18 protein-coding genes are annotated in these 19,257 nt (G+C 61.3%); 10 read left to right on the forward strand and 8 right to left on the reverse strand.

What is annotated here, in order from left to right; genetic code table 11:
* Nucleotides 1-7: 7 nt before the first annotated feature.
* Nucleotides 8-715 (reverse strand): mobilization protein, encoded by a 708-nt coding sequence (locus ACILRC_RS04715; protein ID WP_395668198.1) that lies wholly within the window; start codon nucleotides 713-715, stop codon nucleotides 8-10.
* Between the two features lie 110 nt (nucleotides 716-825).
* Here ACILRC_RS04715 and ACILRC_RS04720 point away from each other — a divergent pair, with 110 nt between their 5' ends.
* From ACILRC_RS04720 to ntrC, 7 genes are all read left to right on the forward strand, one after another.
* A complete protein-coding gene (locus ACILRC_RS04720; RefSeq protein ID WP_395668199.1) occupies nucleotides 826-1,578 on the forward strand; it encodes a pseudouridine synthase in 753 nt (250 codons plus the stop codon).
* A 160-nt stretch (nucleotides 1,579-1,738) separates the two neighbouring features.
* Nucleotides 1,739-2,593, forward strand: a complete 855-nt coding sequence (locus ACILRC_RS04725; RefSeq protein WP_395668200.1) for an EI24 domain-containing protein — start codon at nucleotides 1,739-1,741, stop codon at nucleotides 2,591-2,593.
* Between the two features lie 8 nt (nucleotides 2,594-2,601).
* Entirely contained in the window at nucleotides 2,602-3,408 is an 807-nt protein-coding gene (locus tag ACILRC_RS04730; RefSeq protein WP_395668201.1) for a competence/damage-inducible protein A, read from the forward strand.
* A 255-nt stretch (nucleotides 3,409-3,663) separates the two neighbouring features.
* The gene (gene glnA, locus ACILRC_RS04735) at nucleotides 3,664-5,079 is read left to right on the forward strand and encodes a type I glutamate--ammonia ligase (RefSeq protein WP_395668202.1); all 1,416 of its coding nucleotides are present in this window, start codon (nucleotides 3,664-3,666) and stop codon (nucleotides 5,077-5,079) included.
* A 167-nt stretch (nucleotides 5,080-5,246) separates the two neighbouring features.
* On the forward strand, nucleotides 5,247-5,741 hold the full coding sequence (locus tag ACILRC_RS04740; RefSeq protein ID WP_395668203.1) for a hypothetical protein: 495 nt from the start codon (nucleotides 5,247-5,249) through the stop codon (nucleotides 5,739-5,741).
* Nucleotides 5,738-6,850 (forward strand): nitrogen regulation protein NR(II), encoded by a 1,113-nt coding sequence (gene glnL, locus ACILRC_RS04745; RefSeq protein ID WP_395668204.1) that lies wholly within the window; start codon nucleotides 5,738-5,740, stop codon nucleotides 6,848-6,850. Before ACILRC_RS04740 ends, glnL begins: the two co-directional genes overlap by 4 nt.
* 25 nt (nucleotides 6,851-6,875) lie before the next feature.
* On the forward strand, nucleotides 6,876-8,477 hold the full coding sequence (ntrC, locus tag ACILRC_RS04750) for a nitrogen regulation protein NR(I) (protein WP_395668205.1): 1,602 nt from the start codon (nucleotides 6,876-6,878) through the stop codon (nucleotides 8,475-8,477).
* Here the strand turns inward: ntrC and xth are convergent.
* The 3 genes from xth to ACILRC_RS04765 all read right to left on the reverse strand — a co-directional run bounded on the left by xth (nucleotide 8,443) and on the right by ACILRC_RS04765 (nucleotide 11,304).
* Complete coding sequence (xth, locus tag ACILRC_RS04755) at nucleotides 8,443-9,234, reverse strand: exodeoxyribonuclease III (RefSeq protein WP_395668206.1); 792 nt, start codon at nucleotides 9,232-9,234, stop codon at nucleotides 8,443-8,445. The two genes, ntrC and xth, sit on opposite strands and share 35 nt — an antisense overlap.
* 381 nt (nucleotides 9,235-9,615) lie before the next feature.
* On the reverse strand, nucleotides 9,616-10,587 hold the full coding sequence (locus ACILRC_RS04760) for a hypothetical protein (RefSeq protein WP_395668207.1): 972 nt from the start codon (nucleotides 10,585-10,587) through the stop codon (nucleotides 9,616-9,618).
* Between the two features lie 21 nt (nucleotides 10,588-10,608).
* A complete protein-coding gene (locus ACILRC_RS04765; RefSeq protein ID WP_395668208.1) occupies nucleotides 10,609-11,304 on the reverse strand; it encodes a hypothetical protein in 696 nt (231 codons plus the stop codon).
* Between the two features lie 220 nt (nucleotides 11,305-11,524).
* On the opposite strand from ACILRC_RS04765, the gene ACILRC_RS04770 reads away from it, so the two are divergent.
* Together ACILRC_RS04770 and ACILRC_RS04775 are read left to right on the forward strand one after the other, a co-directional pair.
* Entirely contained in the window at nucleotides 11,525-12,433 is a 909-nt protein-coding gene (locus ACILRC_RS04770; protein ID WP_395668209.1) for a LysR family transcriptional regulator, read from the forward strand.
* A 176-nt stretch (nucleotides 12,434-12,609) separates the two neighbouring features.
* Nucleotides 12,610-14,529, forward strand: coding sequence for a putative bifunctional diguanylate cyclase/phosphodiesterase (locus ACILRC_RS04775; RefSeq protein ID WP_395668210.1), 1,920 nt, complete (start codon nucleotides 12,610-12,612; stop codon nucleotides 14,527-14,529).
* 80 nt (nucleotides 14,530-14,609) lie between these two features.
* Here ACILRC_RS04775 and ACILRC_RS04780 read toward each other — a convergent pair whose 3' ends face one another.
* Genes ACILRC_RS04780 through ACILRC_RS04795 form a run of 4 tightly spaced genes read right to left on the reverse strand, consistent with a single transcriptional unit; the run spans nucleotide 14,610 to nucleotide 17,970 of the window.
* Nucleotides 14,610-15,122, reverse strand: coding sequence for a dihydrofolate reductase (locus ACILRC_RS04780; protein WP_395668211.1), 513 nt, complete (start codon nucleotides 15,120-15,122; stop codon nucleotides 14,610-14,612).
* 19 nt (nucleotides 15,123-15,141) lie between these two features.
* The gene (locus ACILRC_RS04785) at nucleotides 15,142-15,999 is read right to left on the reverse strand and encodes a thymidylate synthase (RefSeq protein ID WP_395668212.1); all 858 of its coding nucleotides are present in this window, start codon (nucleotides 15,997-15,999) and stop codon (nucleotides 15,142-15,144) included.
* Nucleotides 15,983-17,479, reverse strand: a complete 1,497-nt coding sequence (locus ACILRC_RS04790; protein WP_395668213.1) for an FAD-binding oxidoreductase — start codon at nucleotides 17,477-17,479, stop codon at nucleotides 15,983-15,985. The genes ACILRC_RS04785 and ACILRC_RS04790 overlap by 17 nt, the downstream gene beginning before the upstream one ends.
* Complete coding sequence (locus tag ACILRC_RS04795) at nucleotides 17,476-17,970, reverse strand: DUF2069 domain-containing protein (protein ID WP_395668214.1); 495 nt, start codon at nucleotides 17,968-17,970, stop codon at nucleotides 17,476-17,478. The genes ACILRC_RS04790 and ACILRC_RS04795 overlap by 4 nt, the downstream gene beginning before the upstream one ends.
* Nucleotides 17,971-17,990: 20 nt before the next feature.
* Between ACILRC_RS04795 and ACILRC_RS04800 the strand changes: the two genes are divergently transcribed.
* A complete protein-coding gene (locus tag ACILRC_RS04800) occupies nucleotides 17,991-19,208 on the forward strand; it encodes a YihY family inner membrane protein (RefSeq protein ID WP_395668215.1) in 1,218 nt (405 codons plus the stop codon).
* The last annotated feature ends 49 nt before the right edge of the window (nucleotides 19,209-19,257 follow it).

A 19,257-nucleotide genomic window follows, 5' to 3' on the forward strand; every position in this document is an offset into this window, starting at 1 on the left:
CAGCGCTTTAGTCCAAAGGCAGGTCGTTGAATGCGGCGTAGGTGTTTTTGAGCCAGGTCTTGACGCGTTGGCGCTCTAGCATGCCCAGCGCATCGGGGCCGTCGGTTGTGTGGGTGGCGGCCCAAAAGCTGGCACTTTGCCGGTCTATCTTGCGCATGCTGGCCTCATGCAGGCTGGGCAGCGAGACCACTGTGCCACCAAGCGCCAGCACCTTCTTCATCGCTGCGCTGCCGTCGAGCTCGCGAAAGTCGCTCCCACGTCCCAAGTTCTTGACCACGATGTAGTTCGGGCCAACGCCATAGGTGGCAACCAGTTGGTCGAGCAACTGCACCGAGTCTTTTCCGGCATCGGCCAGGTGCCAAAAGTTGACTGTCACACCCATTTCCGCCATCAAGGACACCAAGTCTGAATCGCGTATCCAGCGCGAAAGGGGCTCGGCAGTTTGCGCTGCCAGGTCCACGATCACGCTGTCGGCGCGGCCCGTGGGTCCAGGGTTCTCGAACTGGGCGACGATGGCATCAAGCCCCTCGAAGCTGTCTACGACAACAGGCGATGCGTAGTCGCCGTAAAAGCGGCTAAACGAGGTGTGCGAGCGGTCGGTGTCAAAGCCGGTGAATGCGCGGCCTTTGTCGATGAAGTACTGCGCCAGCACCCTGGCTGTCACCGATTTACCTACGCCGCCCTTTTCACCGCCAATAAAGTTCAAAGAGGGCATGCGTTGGTTTCCTGTGTTGTGGTCGGGTTGGTGCGGGGCGGCTCGCGGGCAAGCGCAAGCACACGTGCTGCGAGGCATTGTGCATCAGGGCCACTGCGATACTTGGGTTCATGCAGCTTCAAGAAGTTTTGTACTCGCAAGGTTTTGGCACCCGCCGCGTGTGTGCTGGTCTGGTGCAACAGGGTTTGGTGCGGGTGTACGCCGCCGGGCACAGTGAGCCGGTGCTGTGCACCGACGCCGCCCAGGTGTTCGACCCCGCAGCGCTGCGTTTTCGGGTGCAGGGGGTGGACTGGCCGTACCAAGAACGCGCCTACCTCATGCTGCACAAGCCGGTCGGTACCGAGTGCTCGCAAAAGCCTTCCACCTACCCCAGCGTGTACACCTTGTTGCCTGCGCCTTTGCGCGCGCGCCCGCAAAAGGGCGCGGTCCAAGGCGTGCAGGCCGTGGGCCGCCTGGACCAGGACACCACCGGCCTCTTGCTGCTCACCGACGACGGCAAGTTCATTCATCGCATGGCCTCTCCGCGCCACCAGGTTCCCAAGGTGTACCAAGTGACGGTCAAGCACCCCCTTGACGATAAGCAGGTGGGACGTTTGCTGGCAGGCGTGGTGCTAGACGACGATCCGGCGCCAGTTCGGGCCTCGGCCTGCGAGGTGGTGCATGCGCACCTGCTGCACCTCACACTCACGCAGGGCAAGTACCACCAGGTTAAGCGCATGCTGGCGGCGGTGGGCAACCGGGTTGAGGCCTTGCACCGTTCGCAGATTGGCGCGTTGGTACTGCCAGCCAGCTTGGCGCCGGGGCAGTGGTGCTGGCTTGACGCTGGCGACCTCGCTCGGGCAATGCAGGTCGGAGGTCCGTAGGCGGTGGGATCACACGTGCGGGGCCAGCAGGACTCCGCGGGGCGTAGTCACGGCCTGGCTACTGGACTCCGCTGTGCGGATCGGGGGTTGTCTCAATGCCGCTGCACCGTCACCTCAGGGTCGACACATTGCCACCACCATGGCGCGTTATGCTTGTCCCATGCGACTCATTGCGGATTCATTTTGGCGCGCCGCCACCGATTGCCTGCGTCCGCGGGTAGTGCTTTTGTCCCTGCTTCCACTCGTACTTATGGTGGTGGTGACCGCGCTTCTGGGCTACTTTTTCTGGGAAGCGGCGCTTAACTGGGTGCGCGACGGCCTGGAGGCGCTGGCCTTCACCCAGGTGCTTTGGCAATGGCTGGAAGATGTCGGGCTGGGCACACTCAAATTGGTATTGGCACCCTTGCTGGTGATTTTTGCGGTGACACCGCTCATCGTGGTGTCGGTGCTGCTTGCAGTAGCCCTGCTGATCGCACCGGCGCTGGTGACTCTGGTTGCGCGCATGCGTTTCCCGCAGCTTGAGGCCAAGCAGGGTGCCTCGTTGCTGCGCAGCGTGGTGTGGTCCTTGGGTTCTGCGCTGGCGGCCCTCCTGGCTCTGGTGGTGTCCATGCCTTTGTGGGCAGTGCCGCCCTTGATTCTGGTGCTGCCGCCCCTGATTTGGGGCTGGCTGACTTACCGAGTGATGGCATTTGATGCGCTGTCGCTGCACGCTAACGATACAGAGCGGCGCCTGATCTTGCGGCGGCACCGTCTGGCTCTGCTTGCGATGGGCGTGGGTTGCGGCTTTCTGGGTGCTGCACCCAGCTTGGTGTGGGCGTCTGCCTTGGTGTTTGCAGCCGCATTTCCACTGCTGTTGCCGGTGGCGGTATGGATCTACACCTTGGTCTTTATCTTCTCTGCCCTGTGGTTTTCGCACTATTGCCTAGCCGCATTGCAGGCCTTGCGCGGTCAAGCCTCAGGCCCAGGGGACGCTGATGTGGTGTTGGACGCCGCCGCGGTGCGGCAAATTTCTTAGGGGATGTCATGAATTTCGGGGCCATCATCATTGGCGATGAGATCCTGTCGGGCAAGCGCCAAGACAAGCACTTGGCCCAGACGATTGCCATGCTGCGCTCGCGTGGCTTGTCTCTGGCCTATGCCGAGTACGTGGGCGACTCGCCAGTGCATATTGTTGCGGCCCTGCGTCGTGCCTTTGGATCGGGCGATGCGGTGTTCTCCTTTGGTGGCATTGGTTCGACGCCAGACGACCACACGCGCCAAAGTGCGGCTACGGCGCTGGGATGCGCGTTGGCCTTGCACCCGCAGGCTGCCGCGCTGATCCATGAACGTATGCAGGACCTCGCACGCGAGCGCGCCATCGTGATTGACCCCCAAAGCGAGGACTACCGCCAGCGCCTGGAGATGGCCGTGTTTCCGGTTGGGGCGAGCATCATCCCCAACCCCTACAACAAGATTGCGGGGTTCACCTGCGCCGGCGTTGGTGGCGGCGCGGTGCATTTCTTGCCCGGATTCCCCATCATGGCTTGGCCCATGGCAGAGCAGGTGCTCGACACCCACTACCGCCACTGCTTCACGACTGGCGCATGGCAGGAGCGGTCAGTCATCGTGTTCGGCGCGATGGAGGCGAGCTTGACGCCGCTGATGGTGCGCATCGAGCAGACGCACCCGGTCAAGGTATTCAGCCTGCCCAGCGTGGACCACCCGGAGTACGGTCGCCACATCGAGCTCGGTGTGAAGGGCGAACCGACAGCAGTGGGCCCGGCTTTTGAGGACATGCGCTCCGTGCTGGCCGCCCAAGCGCTTCGGCTTGGCCCCGAATTGGTGCGCTAATCGGCTGCACCAAAGTTGGGCATCAACGCGTATGCATTGCATTGGTGCACCAGGTGGTTGTCGATCTGCTTTGGCGCTCGGCGCGGGGTGGCCACCGTTCTTTTGGGGTGTTTTCTCGGTGCAAAATGCGGGCTTGTCTCAATCCGGTGCGCGCTGCATGCCACGCAGGTTCGTGGGCGCGGGCTGGCACAAATGCTGCATTGGGATGGTGACAAACCCTTTAACAACCGTGCATTTTTGCAATAGGAGTATCTGATGGCCAAGACCGTCGCAGACGTGATCAAGATGGTGAAAGAGAACGAGGTCAAGTTTGTTGACTTCCGTTTCACCGACACCCGCGGTAAGGAGCAGCACGTCACCGTGCCTGTGTCCCACTTTGACGAAGAGAAATTCACGTCGGGACACGCATTCGACGGCTCGTCTATCGCTGGCTGGAAGGGCATCGAAGCCTCTGACATGCAACTCATGCCAGACCCCAACACCGCCAACATCGACCCCTTCTTCGAAGAAACCACGATGTTTCTGCAGTGCGACGTGGTCGAGCCCAGCGATGGCAAGTCCTACGACCGCGACCCGCGCTCGATCGCCAAGCGCGCCGAAGCCTACCTGAAGGCCTCGGGCATGGGCGACACCGCCTACTTCGGCCCCGAACCCGAATTCTTCATTTTTGACGGCGTGCGCTGGAGCAACGAGCCTGGCAAGGTCGGTTTCGAGATCGAAGAGTACGAAGCACCCTGGAACACCGGTGCCAAGCTCGAAGGCGGCAACCGCGGCCACCGCCCCACCGTCAAGGGCGGCTACTTCCCCGTACCCCCGGTCGACAGCACCCAAGACATGCGCGCTGAGATGGCCTTGATTCTGGAATCCCTGGGCATTCCAGTCGAGGTGTTCCACCACGAGGTGGCCGGCGCTGGTCAGAACGAGATCGGCACCAAGTTCAGCACCTTGGTGCAGCGCGCCGACTGGACCCAGGTGCTCAAGTACGTGGTGTGGAACGTGGCCAACGCTTACGGCAAGACGGCCACCTTCATGCCCAAGCCCTACGCTGGTGACAACGGTTCCGGCATGCACGTGCACCAGTCCATCTGGAAAGACGGCAAAAACCTGTTTGCTGGTGACGGCTACGCAGGCCTGTCTGACTTTGCGCTGTACTACATCGGCGGCATCATCAAGCACGCGCGTGCACTCAACGCCATCACCAACCCTGGCACCAACAGCTACAAGCGTTTGGTGCCCGGTTTTGAAGCACCGGTCAAGCTGGCGTACTCGGCGCGCAACCGCTCGGCATCGATTCGCATTCCGTTTGTGGCCAACCCGAAGGGTCGCCGCATCGAAGCGCGTTTCCCCGATCCGTCTGCCAATCCTTACCTGGCTTTCTCTGCCCTGATGATGGCCGGCTTGGACGGTGTGGAAAACAAAATCCACCCCGGCGAAGCCGCCACCAAAGACCTCTACCATCTGCCGCCCGAGGAAGATGCCAAGGTCCCCACCGTGTGCCACAGCCTGGACCAGGCACTCGACTACCTCGACAAGGGTCGTGCGTTCCTGACCAAGGGTGGCGTTTTCACCGACTCCATGCTGGATGCTTACATTGAGCTGAAAATGACCGAAGTGACCCGCTTCCGTATGGCGCCGCACCCGGTGGAATACGACATGTACTACTCGCTGTAAGCGCTGTTTACAGGTGTTCACGCAAAGGGACGGCAGTTGCCGTCTCTTTTTTTTGGGGTGTGCTCCGGGCACCAGACCAATGCCCGTATCGCACATGGGAGTATCGTGTAGCACTTAGCGTCTGGCGCATACTGCGCGGACTTCGGTTTGCTTTCGGTGGTGGATCTATGAAACGTGTTGTTGTTCTTTTTTTCGTGCTGGGTGGGGCTGCGGTGCATGCAGCGGGCGAACGGATTTATCGGTGTGGCAATGAGTACACCAACACGGTTACCGAGGCGCAGATGAAAAACTGCAAGCTGATTTCGGGCGCCAACGTCTCGGTCGTACAGGCGGCGCGGCCTGCTGCAAAGCCCGCTGCCGCGCCACCATCACAGACCGAGCCGGTAGGCGGTGGCCTGGCACAGCGGGCCAAGGACCTCGAGGCCCGCTCCATTCTTGACGCGGAACTCAAGCGTTCTGAAGCGCGGCAGGCGGAGTTGCTCAAGGAGTTCAACAACGGCGAGCCCGACAAACTGGGCGCAGAGACCCGCAACCACCAAAAATACCTGGACCGCTTGGCTTCGTTAAAAGCCGCCATCTCCCGCAACGAGGCCGATATCGAGGGCATTCGGCGCGAGCTTGGTCGCATGCCGCCCGGCAGCGCCGCCCCTGCAGCAAAATGAGCGGCTTGACCCCGCCGCACCAACCTCACCGACCTCGGCCAGAACCTCCGCCAGAGTTGCACGCGCGCTTCCAGGCCTTTGACCTGCTGGCCACACTCGTGGCCGTGGTCGACAGGCGCGGCTGCGTGGTGTTCTCCAACGCGGCCCTGGAAGATACGCTGGGTATTTCGCGCCGGGCCATTGCGGGCTCGGAGTTCGCAGATGCGTTTACCGAGCGCAGCCAGCTGCAAAACGCGCTCGAGGGTGCCAGCGAGAACGAGTTCGCAGCCATGCGCTATGACGCCTGGCTCAAACGCGCTGGCAACGATGCGCTGCCAGTTCACGTCATCATCACCCGCACCGAGACCACCGACGACACCATTGTGGAAATGGTGCCGCTAGAGCAGCAAACCCGCCAGGATCGTGAGGAGCGCTTGGCCGAGCAGGCACAAACCAATAAGGAGCTGATTCGCAACCTAGCGCACGAAATCAAGAACCCTTTGGGCGGCATCCGTGGCGCTGCCCAGCTCCTGGAGCTGGAGATGGCATCGCCCGAGCTGACCGAGTACACCCAGGTCATCATTCACGAAGCCGACCGACTGCAAAGCTTGGTGGATCGGTTGCTAGCGCCGCATCGGCGTCCGCACACGGTAGGCGATGTCAACATCCACGAAGTCTGTGAGCGCGTGCGATCGCTGATCCTGGCGGAGTTTCCTAAAGGCCTGCGCGTGGTGCGGGACTACGACACCTCCATCCCCGAGTTTCGTGGTGACCGCGAGCACATGATTCAAACCGTACTCAACATCGCCCACAACGCGGCGCACGCACTGTGCGAACACATCCAAGAGGGTAGCGCGCTGCTTACCTTTCGCACGCGTGTCACGCGCCAAGTAACCTTCGGTAAGCAGCGCTACCGGTTGGCATTGGAATTGCATGTCATCGACAACGGACCTGGCGTGCCAGACTCCATCAAGGACCGCATCTTTTATCCCCTGGTATCGGGGAGGGAAGGCGGGTCTGGCCTGGGACTGACCTTGGCGCAGACCTTTGTGCAACAGCACCACGGCTTGATTGAAGTTGACAGCGTGCCCGGCCGTACCGATTTCAAGATATTGATTCCGCTACCGTGATGCCCAACCCTGGAACCTGCACAGCATGAAGCCCATCTGGATCGTTGACGATGACCAATCCATACGCTTTGTGCTGGAGAAGGCCTTGCTGCGGGAGCATATGCCAACACGCAGTTTCTCGAGCGCGCGCGATGTACTGGCGGCGCTGGGCACCGCCTCGGACGATGACCTGCCGCAAGTGATGGTCAGCGACATCCGCATGCCCGGAGGCTCTGGGCTGGATTTGCTCGAAAAGGTGAAGGCCAAGTTTCCTGGCCTGCCCATCATCATCATGACCGCCTTCTCTGACCTGGACAGCGCTGTGAGCGCGTTCCAGGGCGGGGCGTTCGAGTACCTTCCCAAGCCCTTCGATCTGCCCAAGGCGGTTGAGCTGATTCGCCGGGCGGTGGAAGAGAGTCAGCGCGAGGCGGTGCTGGAAGAGCGGCTGTCCGAGTCACCGGAAATGCTGGGCCAGGCCGGCGCGATGCAGGACGTGTTCCGCGCCATCGGGCGGCTTTCGCAAAGCAACGTCACGGTCATGATCACCGGCGAGTCGGGCTCGGGCAAAGAGCTGGTGGCCCGCGCCTTGCACAAACACTCACCGCGCGCGAACGGACCGTTTGTTGCAATTAACACCGCTGCTATCCCCAAGGATCTGCTGGAGAGCGAGCTGTTTGGCCACGAACGGGGCGCCTTCACGGGCGCGCAAACCATGCGCCGTGGCCGCTTCGAGCAGGCCGACGGCGGCACCTTGTTTCTGGATGAGATCGGCGATATGCCGTTTGAGTTGCAGACCCGCTTGCTGCGGGTGCTCAGCGACGGCCACTTTTACCGCGTGGGCGGCCACAGCGCGGTCAAGTCCAATGTGCGCGTGATCGCCGCAACCCACCAAAATCTGGAGCAACGCGTCAAGGATGGCGCCTTCCGCGAAGACCTGTTTCACCGCCTCAATGTGATCCGCTTGCGCCTGCCAGCGCTGCGCGAGCGCAAGGAAGACGTGCCCATGCTCACCCGGCACTTTCTGCAGCAAAGCGCGAAACAACTCGGGGTCGAGCCCAAGCGGATATCGGACACCGCGCTGGCCTGGCTGGAAGGATTCGCGTTTCCGGGCAATGTGCGGCAACTGGAAAACATCTGCCACTGGCTAACGGTGATGGCGCCAGCGCAGGTGATCGAGCCCAAAGACTTGCCACCAGAGGTCCATGCGCAACGCCTCGAGCCTGTGGCGGATTTGCCTGCAGGCGGTCCTGCCCCACAAGCCAGCCTGTCGGCGGCCTACCCGCAGGAGAGAGAAGATGCGCCAACCCAGCGCACAGGCGATGCTGTGCCCGTGCGGCTGCAGGTACCCCACGCGCTAGCGATGCGGGATGCGGCGGCACATGGCATGGGGGCAAATGGTGTGGCGTCAAACGCTGCCGAACCGACTGCCGCTGGCTGCGCCTGGGAGCAAGGCCTGGAGAGTGAGGCAGTGGCCTTGCTGGGGACCGGCAGCACCGATGTGTGGGACGTGCTGACCAAGCGCTTCGAGTCCCGGTTGATTCTGGCGGCCCTGGCCAATACCAAGGGCCGCCGCATCGAGGCCGCCCACAAACTGGGCATTGGCCGCAACACCATCACGCGCAAGATTCAGGAGCTGGGGCTGGAGTGATTTCCACCAGCACCGGCGCGTGGTCGCTGGGGCGTTCGTTTTTGCGCGGCGTGGTGTCAATCACGCAGGAGCGCACCCGGTCTTTAAGTACTTGACCCACCAGAATATGGTCGATGCGCAGCCCGCGGTTGCGCCGAAAACCAAAGTCCCGGTAGTCCCACCACGAGTAGCTTTTGGGCGCTTGGGCAAACAGGCGGTGGCTGTCGACCAAGCCCATGGCCAGCAGCGCGCGCAGGTGGTAGCGCTCCTCGTCGGTGCAATGGATTTGGTCCCGCATACCCTCGGGGTCCCACACATCGGCGTCGTCGAACGTGATGTTGAAGTCACCCATCAGCACCAGATTGGGGTGTGCGAGCAGCGAGTCTTTGATCCACCGGCGCAGCGCACCCAGCCACTCCATCTTGTACTCAAACTTGTCACTACCCGGCGCCTGGCCGTTAGGCACGTAGGCCCCCACCACGCGAATGCCGTCCACCGTACCCGAGATCACTCGCGCCATGTCGTCGTCAAAGCCGGGGATATTGCGCACCACGTCGGTAGCCTCCGTGCGACTCAGAAGTGCCACGCCGTTGTAGGTTTTTTGTCCAAAGCACTGCGCCGAATAGCCCGCATCTCGCAGCGCATCAAAGGGGAACCTGTCATCCGTCAGCTTCAGCTCTTGCAGCGCAAGCACATCCACGGGGTTGGCAGCCAGCCAGTCCAGCACCTGGGGGAGGCGCACGGCCAGAGAGTTCACGTTCCAGGTGGCAAGGCGCATAGATCGACTATCCATTGATTGAAAGAAAGGGGGCTCTCAATGACGCTTGTATTGCCCCTCATCGGTGCCGCGCCATCCGCTCGTCAGTCTCCAGCCGACACCCAAGCGCGGTGACCAATCCAGGGAACGTGCCAGCCTTGATCGGCGAGCTCGGTCATTGTGGCAGCAGTGGCAGTGGGGGGCGACCAGGTCGTCGTTGCGAGTGCCCTGTCGCCGCCAAGTTTAGCGGTCCGCTACGGCGTGGAGGGTTGGTCTGATGCGTTACCTTCCATCACCGGTCGAGTCGGGCTGCGCACGCGCGAGACAGTGGTACGAGTGGGCGATCAAAACAATCACGTACGGCCAGCTTTGCCACCACGGGACTGGGAAAGGCCATAGGCGCTAAGTACCTGCTTTGTTTGCAAGCTCTCGGTACCAATCGATCGTAGCGGCCAGCCCGCGGGCAGCATCCGTAGGTTGCAAACCGAGTGTCCGTTCGCTCAGACTTGAATCCACTACAAAAGCGTGTTCGTACTGGTACAACATTTCCATGTGGGCCCGAGCATCGGCATCGAGCAGGCCAACCAGCCGCAGCAACCATGGGCGAACAACGCTGAGTTTGGTTGGCATGCCGAGCAGCTCGCATGCCTGCGCGACCAGCGCATGCTGCGATTGCGCACGATCATGTGGGGCCAACCATGTTTGCCCCCAAGTGGCTGCGTCTGCATCCGCCGTACCCAAGACGGCCAAAGCGTGCCCGACATCACCAATGTAGGCAAAGCTGTGGGGACAGCTTGCACGCACCATCACTTGCGCTGCTTTCCCCTTTACCAAGTTTCCAAACACCCGCTCGCCCAATGCTGACATGGTCACGCCGGGGCCGTAGTAATCACTGGAGCGCAGAGCGCAGACCTGGAGGTCGCCGCTGGCAAACCGCTGCATCAGGTCATGGTGCATTTGCTGGCGTACCCGTCCTTTCCCCGAGCGTGGTGCTTCGGGGCTGCACTCGGTCATGGGGTGGCTGGTGTCCAACATGTACAGGTTTTCCAGCGCGACGTAGCGCGCTCTGGCTTGGATAGCCGCCTCTATGGTGTTGGCCTGCAAGAGAGGAAACAGCTCTGCCCATCGGGAGTACGCCGGCCCCAAGGCCTGGTACACCACGCTTGCGCCTCGCGTGATCTCCACGGTTTGCTGTAGCTGCGATAGGTCAGCCCGAATCACGGTGACATCGGCCGGCATCAGCGCGGGGCGTATGCCGCTGCGATTGACGGCCTTGACGGTGAACCCCTTCGCACGCAAGTGGCGTGCCGTCCAGCAGGCCGCGGGCCCGGTACCAAAAATCAGGTGAAAGCCGCAAGTCGTTTCGGTAGCCATGGTGGTAGAGGCGTTTCTTCGTCAAACGCTGCGTGCGCGCCGCAGGAGGTAGATGCCTGTACAGACCATCCACATCATGTACAGAACGCTCAAAGGCGCGATGAAGGTCGAAAGGTTCAGCCCGAATAGCTCAAGGGAGAGAAAGAACAAACCCAGCGCAGTGGCCCAAGCCATCCAACACAACCAGCGTGGCACCTCAGAGCGTCCCCAAAGTGCGGACGCCAACAGCGCTACGCTCGTCGCCGCCAGCAAGAACACGCCAAGCACTTCGCCCACGCCGCCAGCGTATGCATTGAAGGCCGTGTACACACTGGAAACCACCAACTTTCCTGTGGCGTCTGCAGCGTCATATTGGGTGGCCAGCGTCGGCATCACGGTGAGCCAGCGAACGATGCCCAAGCACCGCGCCAATGTCGATAGCAGCGCGAATCCCACAGCGAGTTTGAGCAACAAGGGGAGTTCATCTTGGCCGGCAATGGCCCGACTGATCAACAGAATCACCGGAAAGAACAAAAGCGAGTACAGCAAGTACACGCTGTAACCCAGCTTGACCATGGGCGCCTGGCTCAGGAGCAAGGGCAGGTTGTGGGAGGCTGGCAAATCCAGGTTGGCTGGCCAGCCGATGGCAGCCCCCAGGACGCCCAAGGGTATGAAGAACATCAGCGCATGGACGATGGCCAGGCTGCCGGCGCTGCGGTGAAGGGTAGAGGGCTGCATGCGTGAACTCCGTTGGGTGAAAAGATGCGCTGATTTTGAAATCCACGCATACCCTTGTGTGCATCTGTTAATGCATTGTTAAATTGCATAATTGCAAACAAGCGGCCCATCGACTCAAACGTCGAACCTTGCTTTAGCGTTTGCACTATGCAAGCGCAACCGAACCAGCGTCAGTCCAGCGGATGACACGTTCACCTTGTTAACCACAGAGGCACCGAACATGAAGCCAATACACACTGCGTCCTGGGACTGGATCAAAAGCTTTGTCGCAGTGGCGGAGCAAGGCTCGGTGCTCGCGGCGGCGCAGCGCCTGCAAACCAATCCGGCGACGGTGAGCCGGCAGATCGCGGCCTTGGAAAAGTCCTTGGGAATGGAGCTGTTTGTGCGCAGCCGCCAGGGCATGCAGCCCACCATGCCAGCCATGCAGTTCCTGGAGCCCGCTCGCGCGATGCACGCAGCAATGTACCAACTCAGTCTGGGTGCCGCAGGCAGAGATGCAAAGGTGCAAGGGGTGGTGCGTATCAGCGTGGGCGTGAGTCTGGCGCATTTTGTGATGCCCGAGCTGCTCGATGTGCTACGTGGCCAGCACCGTGGCATCCGCTTTGAAGTTGTGGCGACCGACTCGGTCAGCAACCTGTCCCAGCGCGAAGCGGATATTGCAATTCGTTTGATGCAACCGCAGCAGCAGGACCTGATTGCCAAGCGCCTGGGCTACCTATCCGCGGGGCTGTATGCCAGTCAGCGCTACATCGCGCGCCGGGGCATTCCAAAGATGGAGGCGGGCTCCCTGGCCCAACATGACTTCATTGATGTCGCACCGCACAACCCTTTGGGCAACGGGTTTGCAAAGGCCGGATTTGCGCACGTGGGCCAGCAAATTGTGTGTACCACCACGGACCATGCAAGTGCATGGCAGATGATTCGATCTGGCGTTGGTATTGGAACTGGTTTATCGGTCGTCGCCGAGCGCGAGGGCCAGATGGTTCCTGTGCTGACAGAGGCCAAGCTGCCCAAATTTCCAGTGTGGTTGGTAACGCACCGGGAGTTAAAAAACCAAGCGCGGCTGCGTTTGGTCATGGACTACTTGACGCTGGCGCTGAAGTCCTTGGTGGCCAGTGAGTCCAAGTGAAGTGCACTTAGCTTCGTGCATCAGTCCATGCACGCTGTTGGGGTACAGCGAAAAACTGCCCGCGCCCTGCGGTAAAGTCGCATCGGCAACAAAAACACAAACAACTGCGTGCGCTGGCAAGCACAACGATCCGGCTTTGGACCTGCTGGATACGGCTGCCGCAACCCAATCAAACGATGACGAAAAGCAAGATTCAAGCAAACACGTTGGATATCTACACCGGACGCTTGGTGCGCAACAGAAACATCACACATGTCCGCATAGCGATCATCCTATTCATACTTCTCCTCACAAGCTACTCGATGCTCAACGTTTACGTTTGGCATCACCTCGAGTCGCTTGGTCTTTTGCAGTTGGGCATCGTAGGTGTATGTCTGATTCCTGCACTGATTCTGAGTTACAGAACCAACGCGCTATGGCATTCGACGGTGTTGACGATGGTGGCGGCCTTGGCGTGTATGGTCACCTTGCTGGTACAGGGGGGTGCTGACGGCGTGGCGCTTTTTTGGATCTATGCGCTGCCTTTTTTGGCGTTCTTTATTTGTGGTCGTACGGTCGCCTGGGTGTTCAGTGGCGCGCTGGTGGCCATAGTCGCTGCGTTCTGGCTGTGGATCCAGCCGACCTTCGGTTTGGGTTATCGATTCAGCATGGATGTCAAGGGAACGTTCTTTGTCACCCTGTGTTTTTACACGCTGGTCGCTGCCACCATGACACGGCTGCACGGTGGTTTTCAACGCAAACTGCGTGAGTTGGTGATGGAAACCGCCACCAAAGGCGAGGAGGTATTGGGCACCCTCGATTTTCTGGCCACGCACGATAAGCTGACGGGGCTTCCCAACAAGATCAGCCTGCTGAGCAAGCTCTCGGCTTCTCTTGTACAGGCCAGTGTGTCAGAGCACCAAGTGGTTTTGTGTGTGATCCGAGTTGAACGCTTGGTCGAACTTGAAAACGTCGTTGGAAGTAGCAGCTTCGACGCGGTAATGATGGCTATCGTGTCCGATCTTCAATCGCGGTGCACCGAAGATGTGGTCTTGGCCAGGACCCGGCGGGACGAATTCATGATGGCGTTTGTGGAGCGTGGTGAAGGCAAGGTACCGGCAGCCCTGCAGCAACTCATCAACGAAAGGCACTTGTCAATTAGTCAGCAGCAGTACGATTTGCTCATTGAGTTGACGATCGGAATCGCATCTTTCCCGTTGGACGCCACCGACGCCGATCAATTGATTACCCGGGCTGAACAAGCGATGCTGAGCGCGAGCAGAAGGCGTCTGCAACTTGCATTCTTCGACCCGGAAGAAGAACAAAAATTCAGGTCGCACCAGCTCATGTTCGGCAAGCTGCGCGAGGCGTTGCGGCTGCAACAGTTAAGCGTTCACTACCAGCCACAGATCGCGATGGCAACCGGCCAGATCGTTGGCGCAGAGGCGCTCATGCGTTGGCGTGATTCCACCGGCAAGATGATTCCACCCAATGAATTCATCACCGTGGCCGAAGAGTCAGGGTTGATCTTTACGCTGACGGAATGGCTCATTCAAACTGTGACGCAAGATTGCACCAATTGGTGGGGCGATGGAATCAAGGTCGGTGTCTCGATCAATCTTTCGCCGCGTTGCCTGTTGGCGCCCGACCTCATTTCCCATCTCACAGAGGCGCTCGGAACGGCGAAGTTTTCGCCACAACATCTCACGATTGAAATCACGGAAAACTGTGTTTTGGGTGCTCCAGAGCAGTCCATCGACGTGTTGAACCAAATCAAGCGACTCGGTATCAAAGTTTCAATCGATGATTTTGGAACGGGTTACTCGTCCTTGGCTTACATGAAGAACATGCCACTCGATGAGTTGAAGATTGATCAGGTCTTCATCCGCAATCTGCTGTCCAGCCCTGACGACCAAGCCATCGTTTCCTCCACACTGGATCTGGCCCATAACTTTGGTTTGTCAGTTGTGGCTGAAGGTATTGAAGATGAGAACACCTTGAACTGGCTGCGCACCAAGGGGTGCGACGTTGGACAAGGCTATGCAGTGGGTCGGCCCATGCCACTCAACGATTTTCTTCGGATTGCAGGAGCGGCTACACCTCAACTGCAGGGCTGACATGGGCGTTGTTGTGGCCAATGCCCAACTCTGCAGCTGCGCCAAGCAGCCCCAAAACCCAGTGCGGGTTCATAGCTGCTTTACCCAGTGCGCCGACCTAGCGTAACCACCCGATAGCGCAGCCCGTTGGCGGCAACGTGGCTTTCGCTGGCAGCCTCAAACCAGCTGCTGTCAAAGCTGGGCGCAAACGCGTCACCGGCAACCGCAAGGTCAATTTCGGTCACGACCGCGCTGGTGGCCAGTGGCATGGCCAGCGCCCAGAGTTGGGCGCCGCCAATCACCCACACATCGGGCGCATCTCCACAAAGTTGCAAGGCATGCTCCAAGGAGTGGGCGCGCAGGGCGGTTCCCGTCTGGCTAGCATCTGCGCCGCCGCGCCAGTCCCTCTGGCGGGTGACGACCACGTTGGTGCGGCCGGGCAGGGGCCGGAACTTGGTTGGGATCGAGTCCCAGGTCTTGCGGCCCATGATGACCGGGCAGCCCAGGGTGGTGCGCTTGAAGTGCGCCAAGTCTTCGGGCAGGTGCCAGGGCAGGGTGTTGTTGGCGCCAACCACGCCGCCATGGGCGCGCGCAAAAATCAAATGGACTTGCATGGGTCTGCGCAGCTTGACCTTAAACCGCGACTGGGGCTTTGATGGCGGGGTGGCATTGGTAGTCCCGCACTTCAAAGTCCTCCAACGCGTAGTCGAAGATGCTCTCCGGCCTGCGCGCAATGTGCAGCGTGGGATAGGGCATCGGCGCCCGGCTGAGTTGCTCTTGCACTTGCGTGTGGTGGTTGCTGTAGATGTGGCAGTCGCCGCCGGTCCAGATGAATTCGCCCACCTCGAGGTCGCACTGCTGCGCCACCATGTGGGTCAAAAGCGCGTAGCTGGCGATATTGAATGGCACGCCCAAGAAGATGTCTGCGCTGCGCTGGTAGAGCTGGCAACTCAGGGTGCCTTTGCCGCCGGGCACGGCGCTGGGCGCCACATAAAACTGGAAGAAGGCGTGGCAGGGCATCAGCGCCATCTTGTCGAGGTCGGCCACGTTCCAGGCGCTCACGATGATGCGGCGCGAGTCGGGGTTGGTTTTAAGGGTGTGGATGACCTGCGCAATCTGGTCGATGTGGCCGCCATTTGCCGTGGGCCAGCTGCGCCACTGCACACCGTACACCGGGCCGAGGTCGCCGTCTTCTTGGGCCCATTCGTCCCAGATGGTGACGCCGCGCTCTTGCAGCCACTGGTTGTTGGACGAGCCCTTCAAAAACCACAGCAGTTCCAAGATGATGGAGCGCAGGTGCACCTTCTTGGTGGTGACCAAGGGGAAGCCCTCGGCCAAATCAAAGCGCATTTGGTAGCCGAACACGCTGCGGGTGCCGGTGCCGGTGCGGTCGGTTTTGGCAACGCCGTTAGTGAACACATGGCGCATGAAATCCTCGTACTGGGAGCGAACCGGTCGCGTGCCCAGGGGCGCATCAGTAGGGGTGGTCATGGTGGGGGAGGACTTGGGTGGTCGGGTTGGGATGGGTGGTGGGTGCGCTGCCGCTGGCGCTGCTGCAGTCAATCACCCGCCCGGGGTTCATCAGGTTGTGGGGGTCGAGTGCGCGTTTGATGGAGCGCATCAGGTCCAGCGCCACCGGCGATTTGTGCGCCAGCAGCTTTTCGCGTTTGAGGCTGCCAATGCCGTGCTCCGCCGAAATCGATCCGTCGTAGCGGTCCACCTGGGCGTATACCAGGGCGTTGATGGCGTCTTCCTGGGTTTGCAAAAAAACTTCGGCGTCGGTGTTAGCCGGGGCTTGCACGTTGTAGTGCAGGTTGCCATCGCCCAAGTGGCCGTAGTTGACCATGCGCACGCCTGGAAAGGCCTGCTGTAGCGCCGCGTCGGTTTCGGCCACAAAGGCTGGGATGTGCGAGACCGCAATCGAAATGTCGTGCTTGATGTTCAGCCCCTCTTGCGCCTGCGCCAGCGGAATGCTTTCGCGGATGTGCCAGAGCTGGCGCGCTTGGGCGGTGCTTTCGGCTACCACCGCGTCGGACACGCAGCCCGCTTCCATGGCCGCTTCTAACAGGGCTTCAAACTGCGTGCGGCCGTGTGCCTCGGAGTGGTGGTCTGAGTTCTCCAAGACCACGCAGTACGGGCTGCTGGCCTGGAAGGGCACCCGCATGTGCGCAAAGTGCTTGACCACCAGCCCCAGCGCAAACTGGCCCATCACCTCAAAACCGGTCAGGCCAGCATGCAAGTGCGCGTGCGCCAAGCCCAGCAGCTGCACCGCAGCCTCCAGCGAGGGGACGGCCGCGTAGGCGGTGAGGGTAGACACCGGCAGCGGGTACAGCTTGAGGGTGGCGGCGGTGATCACGCCCAGCGTGCCCTCGGAGCCTATGAACAGGTGGCGCAGGTCGTAGCCGGTGTTGTCTTTGCGCAGTCCCGCCAGCCCGCTCCAGATCTCGCCCTGGGCGGTCACCACCTCCAACCCCAGGCAGAGCTCGCGGGTGTTGCCGTAGCGCACCACCTGGGTCCCGCCGGCATTGGTTCCGAGGTTGCCGCCAATCGTGCAGCTGCCTTCGGCGGCCAAGCTCAAGGGAAACAAAAAACCGGCCTGCTCGCAGGCCTCTTGCAGGGTTTGCAGCACGCACCCCGCCTCGACGGTGACGGTCAGGTTGGCGGGGTCGAACTTGCGGATCTGTTGCATGCGCGTGAGGCTTAACACCACCTGCGTGCCCGAGGCGTCGGGCGTCGAGCCCACCACCATGCCGGTGTTGCCCCCTTGCGGCACGATGGCTACGCGGGCGGCCACGCAGGCGCGAACCACCTGTGCAACTTGCTCGGTGCTGGCGGGTCGCACCACTGCCAGCGCACGCCCACGCACACGCTTGCGCCAGTCCAATTCCCAGGCGCTGAGGTCGCCTTCGGTGAGCACATGGGCCGCGCCCACGACGGTGCGCAAATGGTCAAGCAGCTGAGCGGCTGTCATGTTGCAGCGGGGGTGTCGGCGACGGTGCTTCCGGGTGTGCCAGCGCTTTTGGTGGCGATCGCGGCGTACTTGAAGCGCAGGTGCACATGCAGGGCGCAGGCGGTGAACAAGCTCAGACACAGCAGCACCTCGACCATGGCCAGGTAGTTGCTTGGCGGCTTGTCGCTCCAGGCGCGCACCACGCCTTCGATGAAGTACAGCCATACCACCAGACTGACCCAGCGGTAGGTGTACATGCGGTTCTTGAGCAGGCCCGCCAGCGGAAAACACAGGGGCAAAACCTTGAGCGCCCACCACGAGCCGCCGGGCCGCAAGGGACTGATCACCAGCTCCCAGGCAAGGCCCAAAACGATCAGCCCCAGCACGCTGCCTACGGCCAGCCAGCGGGTGATAGCGACTGTGGTGGGGGTCGGGGCAGGGGAGCTTGGTGCGCTGTCACTGGGGAAGCCTGGGGCGCTTGCGCTGGGGGAGGGTGGGAAGTCGTCGGGCATGGCGGTGGCATGATAGCGGCATGCGAACCATTCAAGTCTTGCGGGCGTGGCTGCACGACGTAGCGCGCCTGCCCTGGCGCAGCGCGGCGCTCACCCTGCGCGAGCGCTTTCGCGAAGACCGATTGGGCCTGACCGCCAGCAGCCTGACATTTACCACCACGATCGCGCTGGTTCCCTTCTTTACCGTGGCGTTGGCGCTGTTTACCGCGTTTCCGATGTTCGCCAAGTTCCAGGATGTGCTGCAGAAGTGGCTGGTGGAGAGCCTGGTGCCGGACAACATTGCGCGCCAGGTGCTGGGGTCTTTGAACCAGTTCGCTGGCAAGGCCAGCAAGCTGGGCGCAGCAGGTTTGGCGGCATTGCTTGGCACCGCGCTGGCCCTGATTTTGACGATAGACCGCACGCTCAACAGCATCTGGCGGGTGCGCACCCGCAGGCCGCTGGCCCAGCGCGTGCTGATTTACTGGGCAGCCATCACCCTGGGTCCGCTGGTTTTGGGTGCCAGCTTGAGCGTGACCTCGTATGCGCTGTCCGCCTCTAAGGGCATGGTGGCGGGTTTGCCTGGGGGCGTGGGCTTCGTGCTCGATGTGTTGCAGTTTGTGCTGGTGGCCGGTGGCATGGCGGCCATGTTCCATTACGTGCCCAACACTGCGGTGCGTTGGGGCCACGCCTGGATGGGTGGCCTGTTCGTCGCCAGTGGGTTGGAGGTGGCCAAGCGCTTGCTGGCGCTCTATCTGGGCCAGGTGCCCAGCTACTCCGCCGTGTACGGCGCATTTGCGACGGTGCCGATCCTGCTGGTCTGGATTTACACCGTCTGGGTGATTGTGCTGTTGGGCGCAGCCTTGACCGCGCATGTGCCAAGTTTGCTGGCCGGCGTCGCGCGCAGGCCGCGTTCGCACGGTTGGGAGTTTCAGTTGGCACTGGAAGTGCTGGGTATCTTGGATGCCGCCCGCAGCGAAGCGCACAAAGGCCTGACCCTGGCGCAGCTGTGCACCCAGCTGCGGGTCGACCGGCAGCATTTGGAGCCGGTGGTGGAGTCGCTGGTCGCGCTCGATTGGCTGGGCCGTTTGGTTGAGTCCTCCGACCCGGCGGCGGGGGCCCGGCTGGTGCTGCTGGTAGACCCCGATGCCACTCCGCTGGAGCCGCTGCTTGCCGCCATGTTGCTTGCCGCCAGCCCCCAGGCCAGCAAGTTGTGGCACAGCGTCGATGGCGCTTCTCTGAACCTGAGATCGGTGCTTTGATGCCCCTATGAGCGGGGGTGGCGTTACACGCCCACGCCCGCAACGGGTG

Origin of the sequence: Rhodoferax sp., from assembly GCF_044236835.1 — a bacterium.
Classification (GTDB): domain Bacteria; phylum Pseudomonadota; class Gammaproteobacteria; order Burkholderiales; family Burkholderiaceae_C; genus Allorhodoferax.

Excerpts from the sequence above, each read along its gene's own strand:
- ACILRC_RS04720 (WP_395668199.1), top strand. The coding sequence starts at position 826 with ATGCAGCTTCAAGAAGTTTTGTACTCGCAAGGTTTTGGCACCCGCCGC.
- glnA (WP_395668202.1), top strand. The coding sequence starts at position 3,664 with ATGGCCAAGACCGTCGCAGACGTGATCAAGATGGTGAAAGAGAACGAG.
- ACILRC_RS04725 (WP_395668200.1), top strand. The coding sequence starts at position 1,739 with ATGCGACTCATTGCGGATTCATTTTGGCGCGCCGCCACCGATTGCCTG.
- ACILRC_RS04740 (WP_395668203.1), top strand. The coding sequence starts at position 5,247 with ATGAAACGTGTTGTTGTTCTTTTTTTCGTGCTGGGTGGGGCTGCGGTG.
- ACILRC_RS04765 (WP_395668208.1), bottom strand. The coding sequence starts at position 11,304 with ATGCAGCCCTCTACCCTTCACCGCAGCGCCGGCAGCCTGGCCATCGTC.
- ACILRC_RS04790 (WP_395668213.1), bottom strand. The coding sequence starts at position 17,479 with ATGACAGCCGCTCAGCTGCTTGACCATTTGCGCACCGTCGTGGGCGCG.
- ACILRC_RS04795 (WP_395668214.1), bottom strand. The coding sequence starts at position 17,970 with ATGCCCGACGACTTCCCACCCTCCCCCAGCGCAAGCGCCCCAGGCTTC.
- xth (WP_395668206.1), bottom strand. The coding sequence starts at position 9,234 with ATGCGCCTTGCCACCTGGAACGTGAACTCTCTGGCCGTGCGCCTCCCC.
- ntrC (WP_395668205.1), top strand. The coding sequence starts at position 6,876 with ATGAAGCCCATCTGGATCGTTGACGATGACCAATCCATACGCTTTGTG.
- ACILRC_RS04730 (WP_395668201.1), top strand. The coding sequence starts at position 2,602 with ATGAATTTCGGGGCCATCATCATTGGCGATGAGATCCTGTCGGGCAAG.
- ACILRC_RS04715 (WP_395668198.1), bottom strand. The coding sequence starts at position 715 with ATGCCCTCTTTGAACTTTATTGGCGGTGAAAAGGGCGGCGTAGGTAAA.
- ACILRC_RS04760 (WP_395668207.1), bottom strand. The coding sequence starts at position 10,587 with ATGGCTACCGAAACGACTTGCGGCTTTCACCTGATTTTTGGTACCGGG.
- ACILRC_RS04780 (WP_395668211.1), bottom strand. The coding sequence starts at position 15,122 with ATGCAAGTCCATTTGATTTTTGCGCGCGCCCATGGCGGCGTGGTTGGC.
- glnL (WP_395668204.1), top strand. The coding sequence starts at position 5,738 with ATGAGCGGCTTGACCCCGCCGCACCAACCTCACCGACCTCGGCCAGAA.
- ACILRC_RS04770 (WP_395668209.1), top strand. The coding sequence starts at position 11,525 with ATGAAGCCAATACACACTGCGTCCTGGGACTGGATCAAAAGCTTTGTC.
- ACILRC_RS04785 (WP_395668212.1), bottom strand. The coding sequence starts at position 15,999 with ATGACCACCCCTACTGATGCGCCCCTGGGCACGCGACCGGTTCGCTCC.
- ACILRC_RS04800 (WP_395668215.1), top strand. The coding sequence starts at position 17,991 with ATGCGAACCATTCAAGTCTTGCGGGCGTGGCTGCACGACGTAGCGCGC.
- ACILRC_RS04775 (WP_395668210.1), top strand. The coding sequence starts at position 12,610 with ATGACGAAAAGCAAGATTCAAGCAAACACGTTGGATATCTACACCGGA.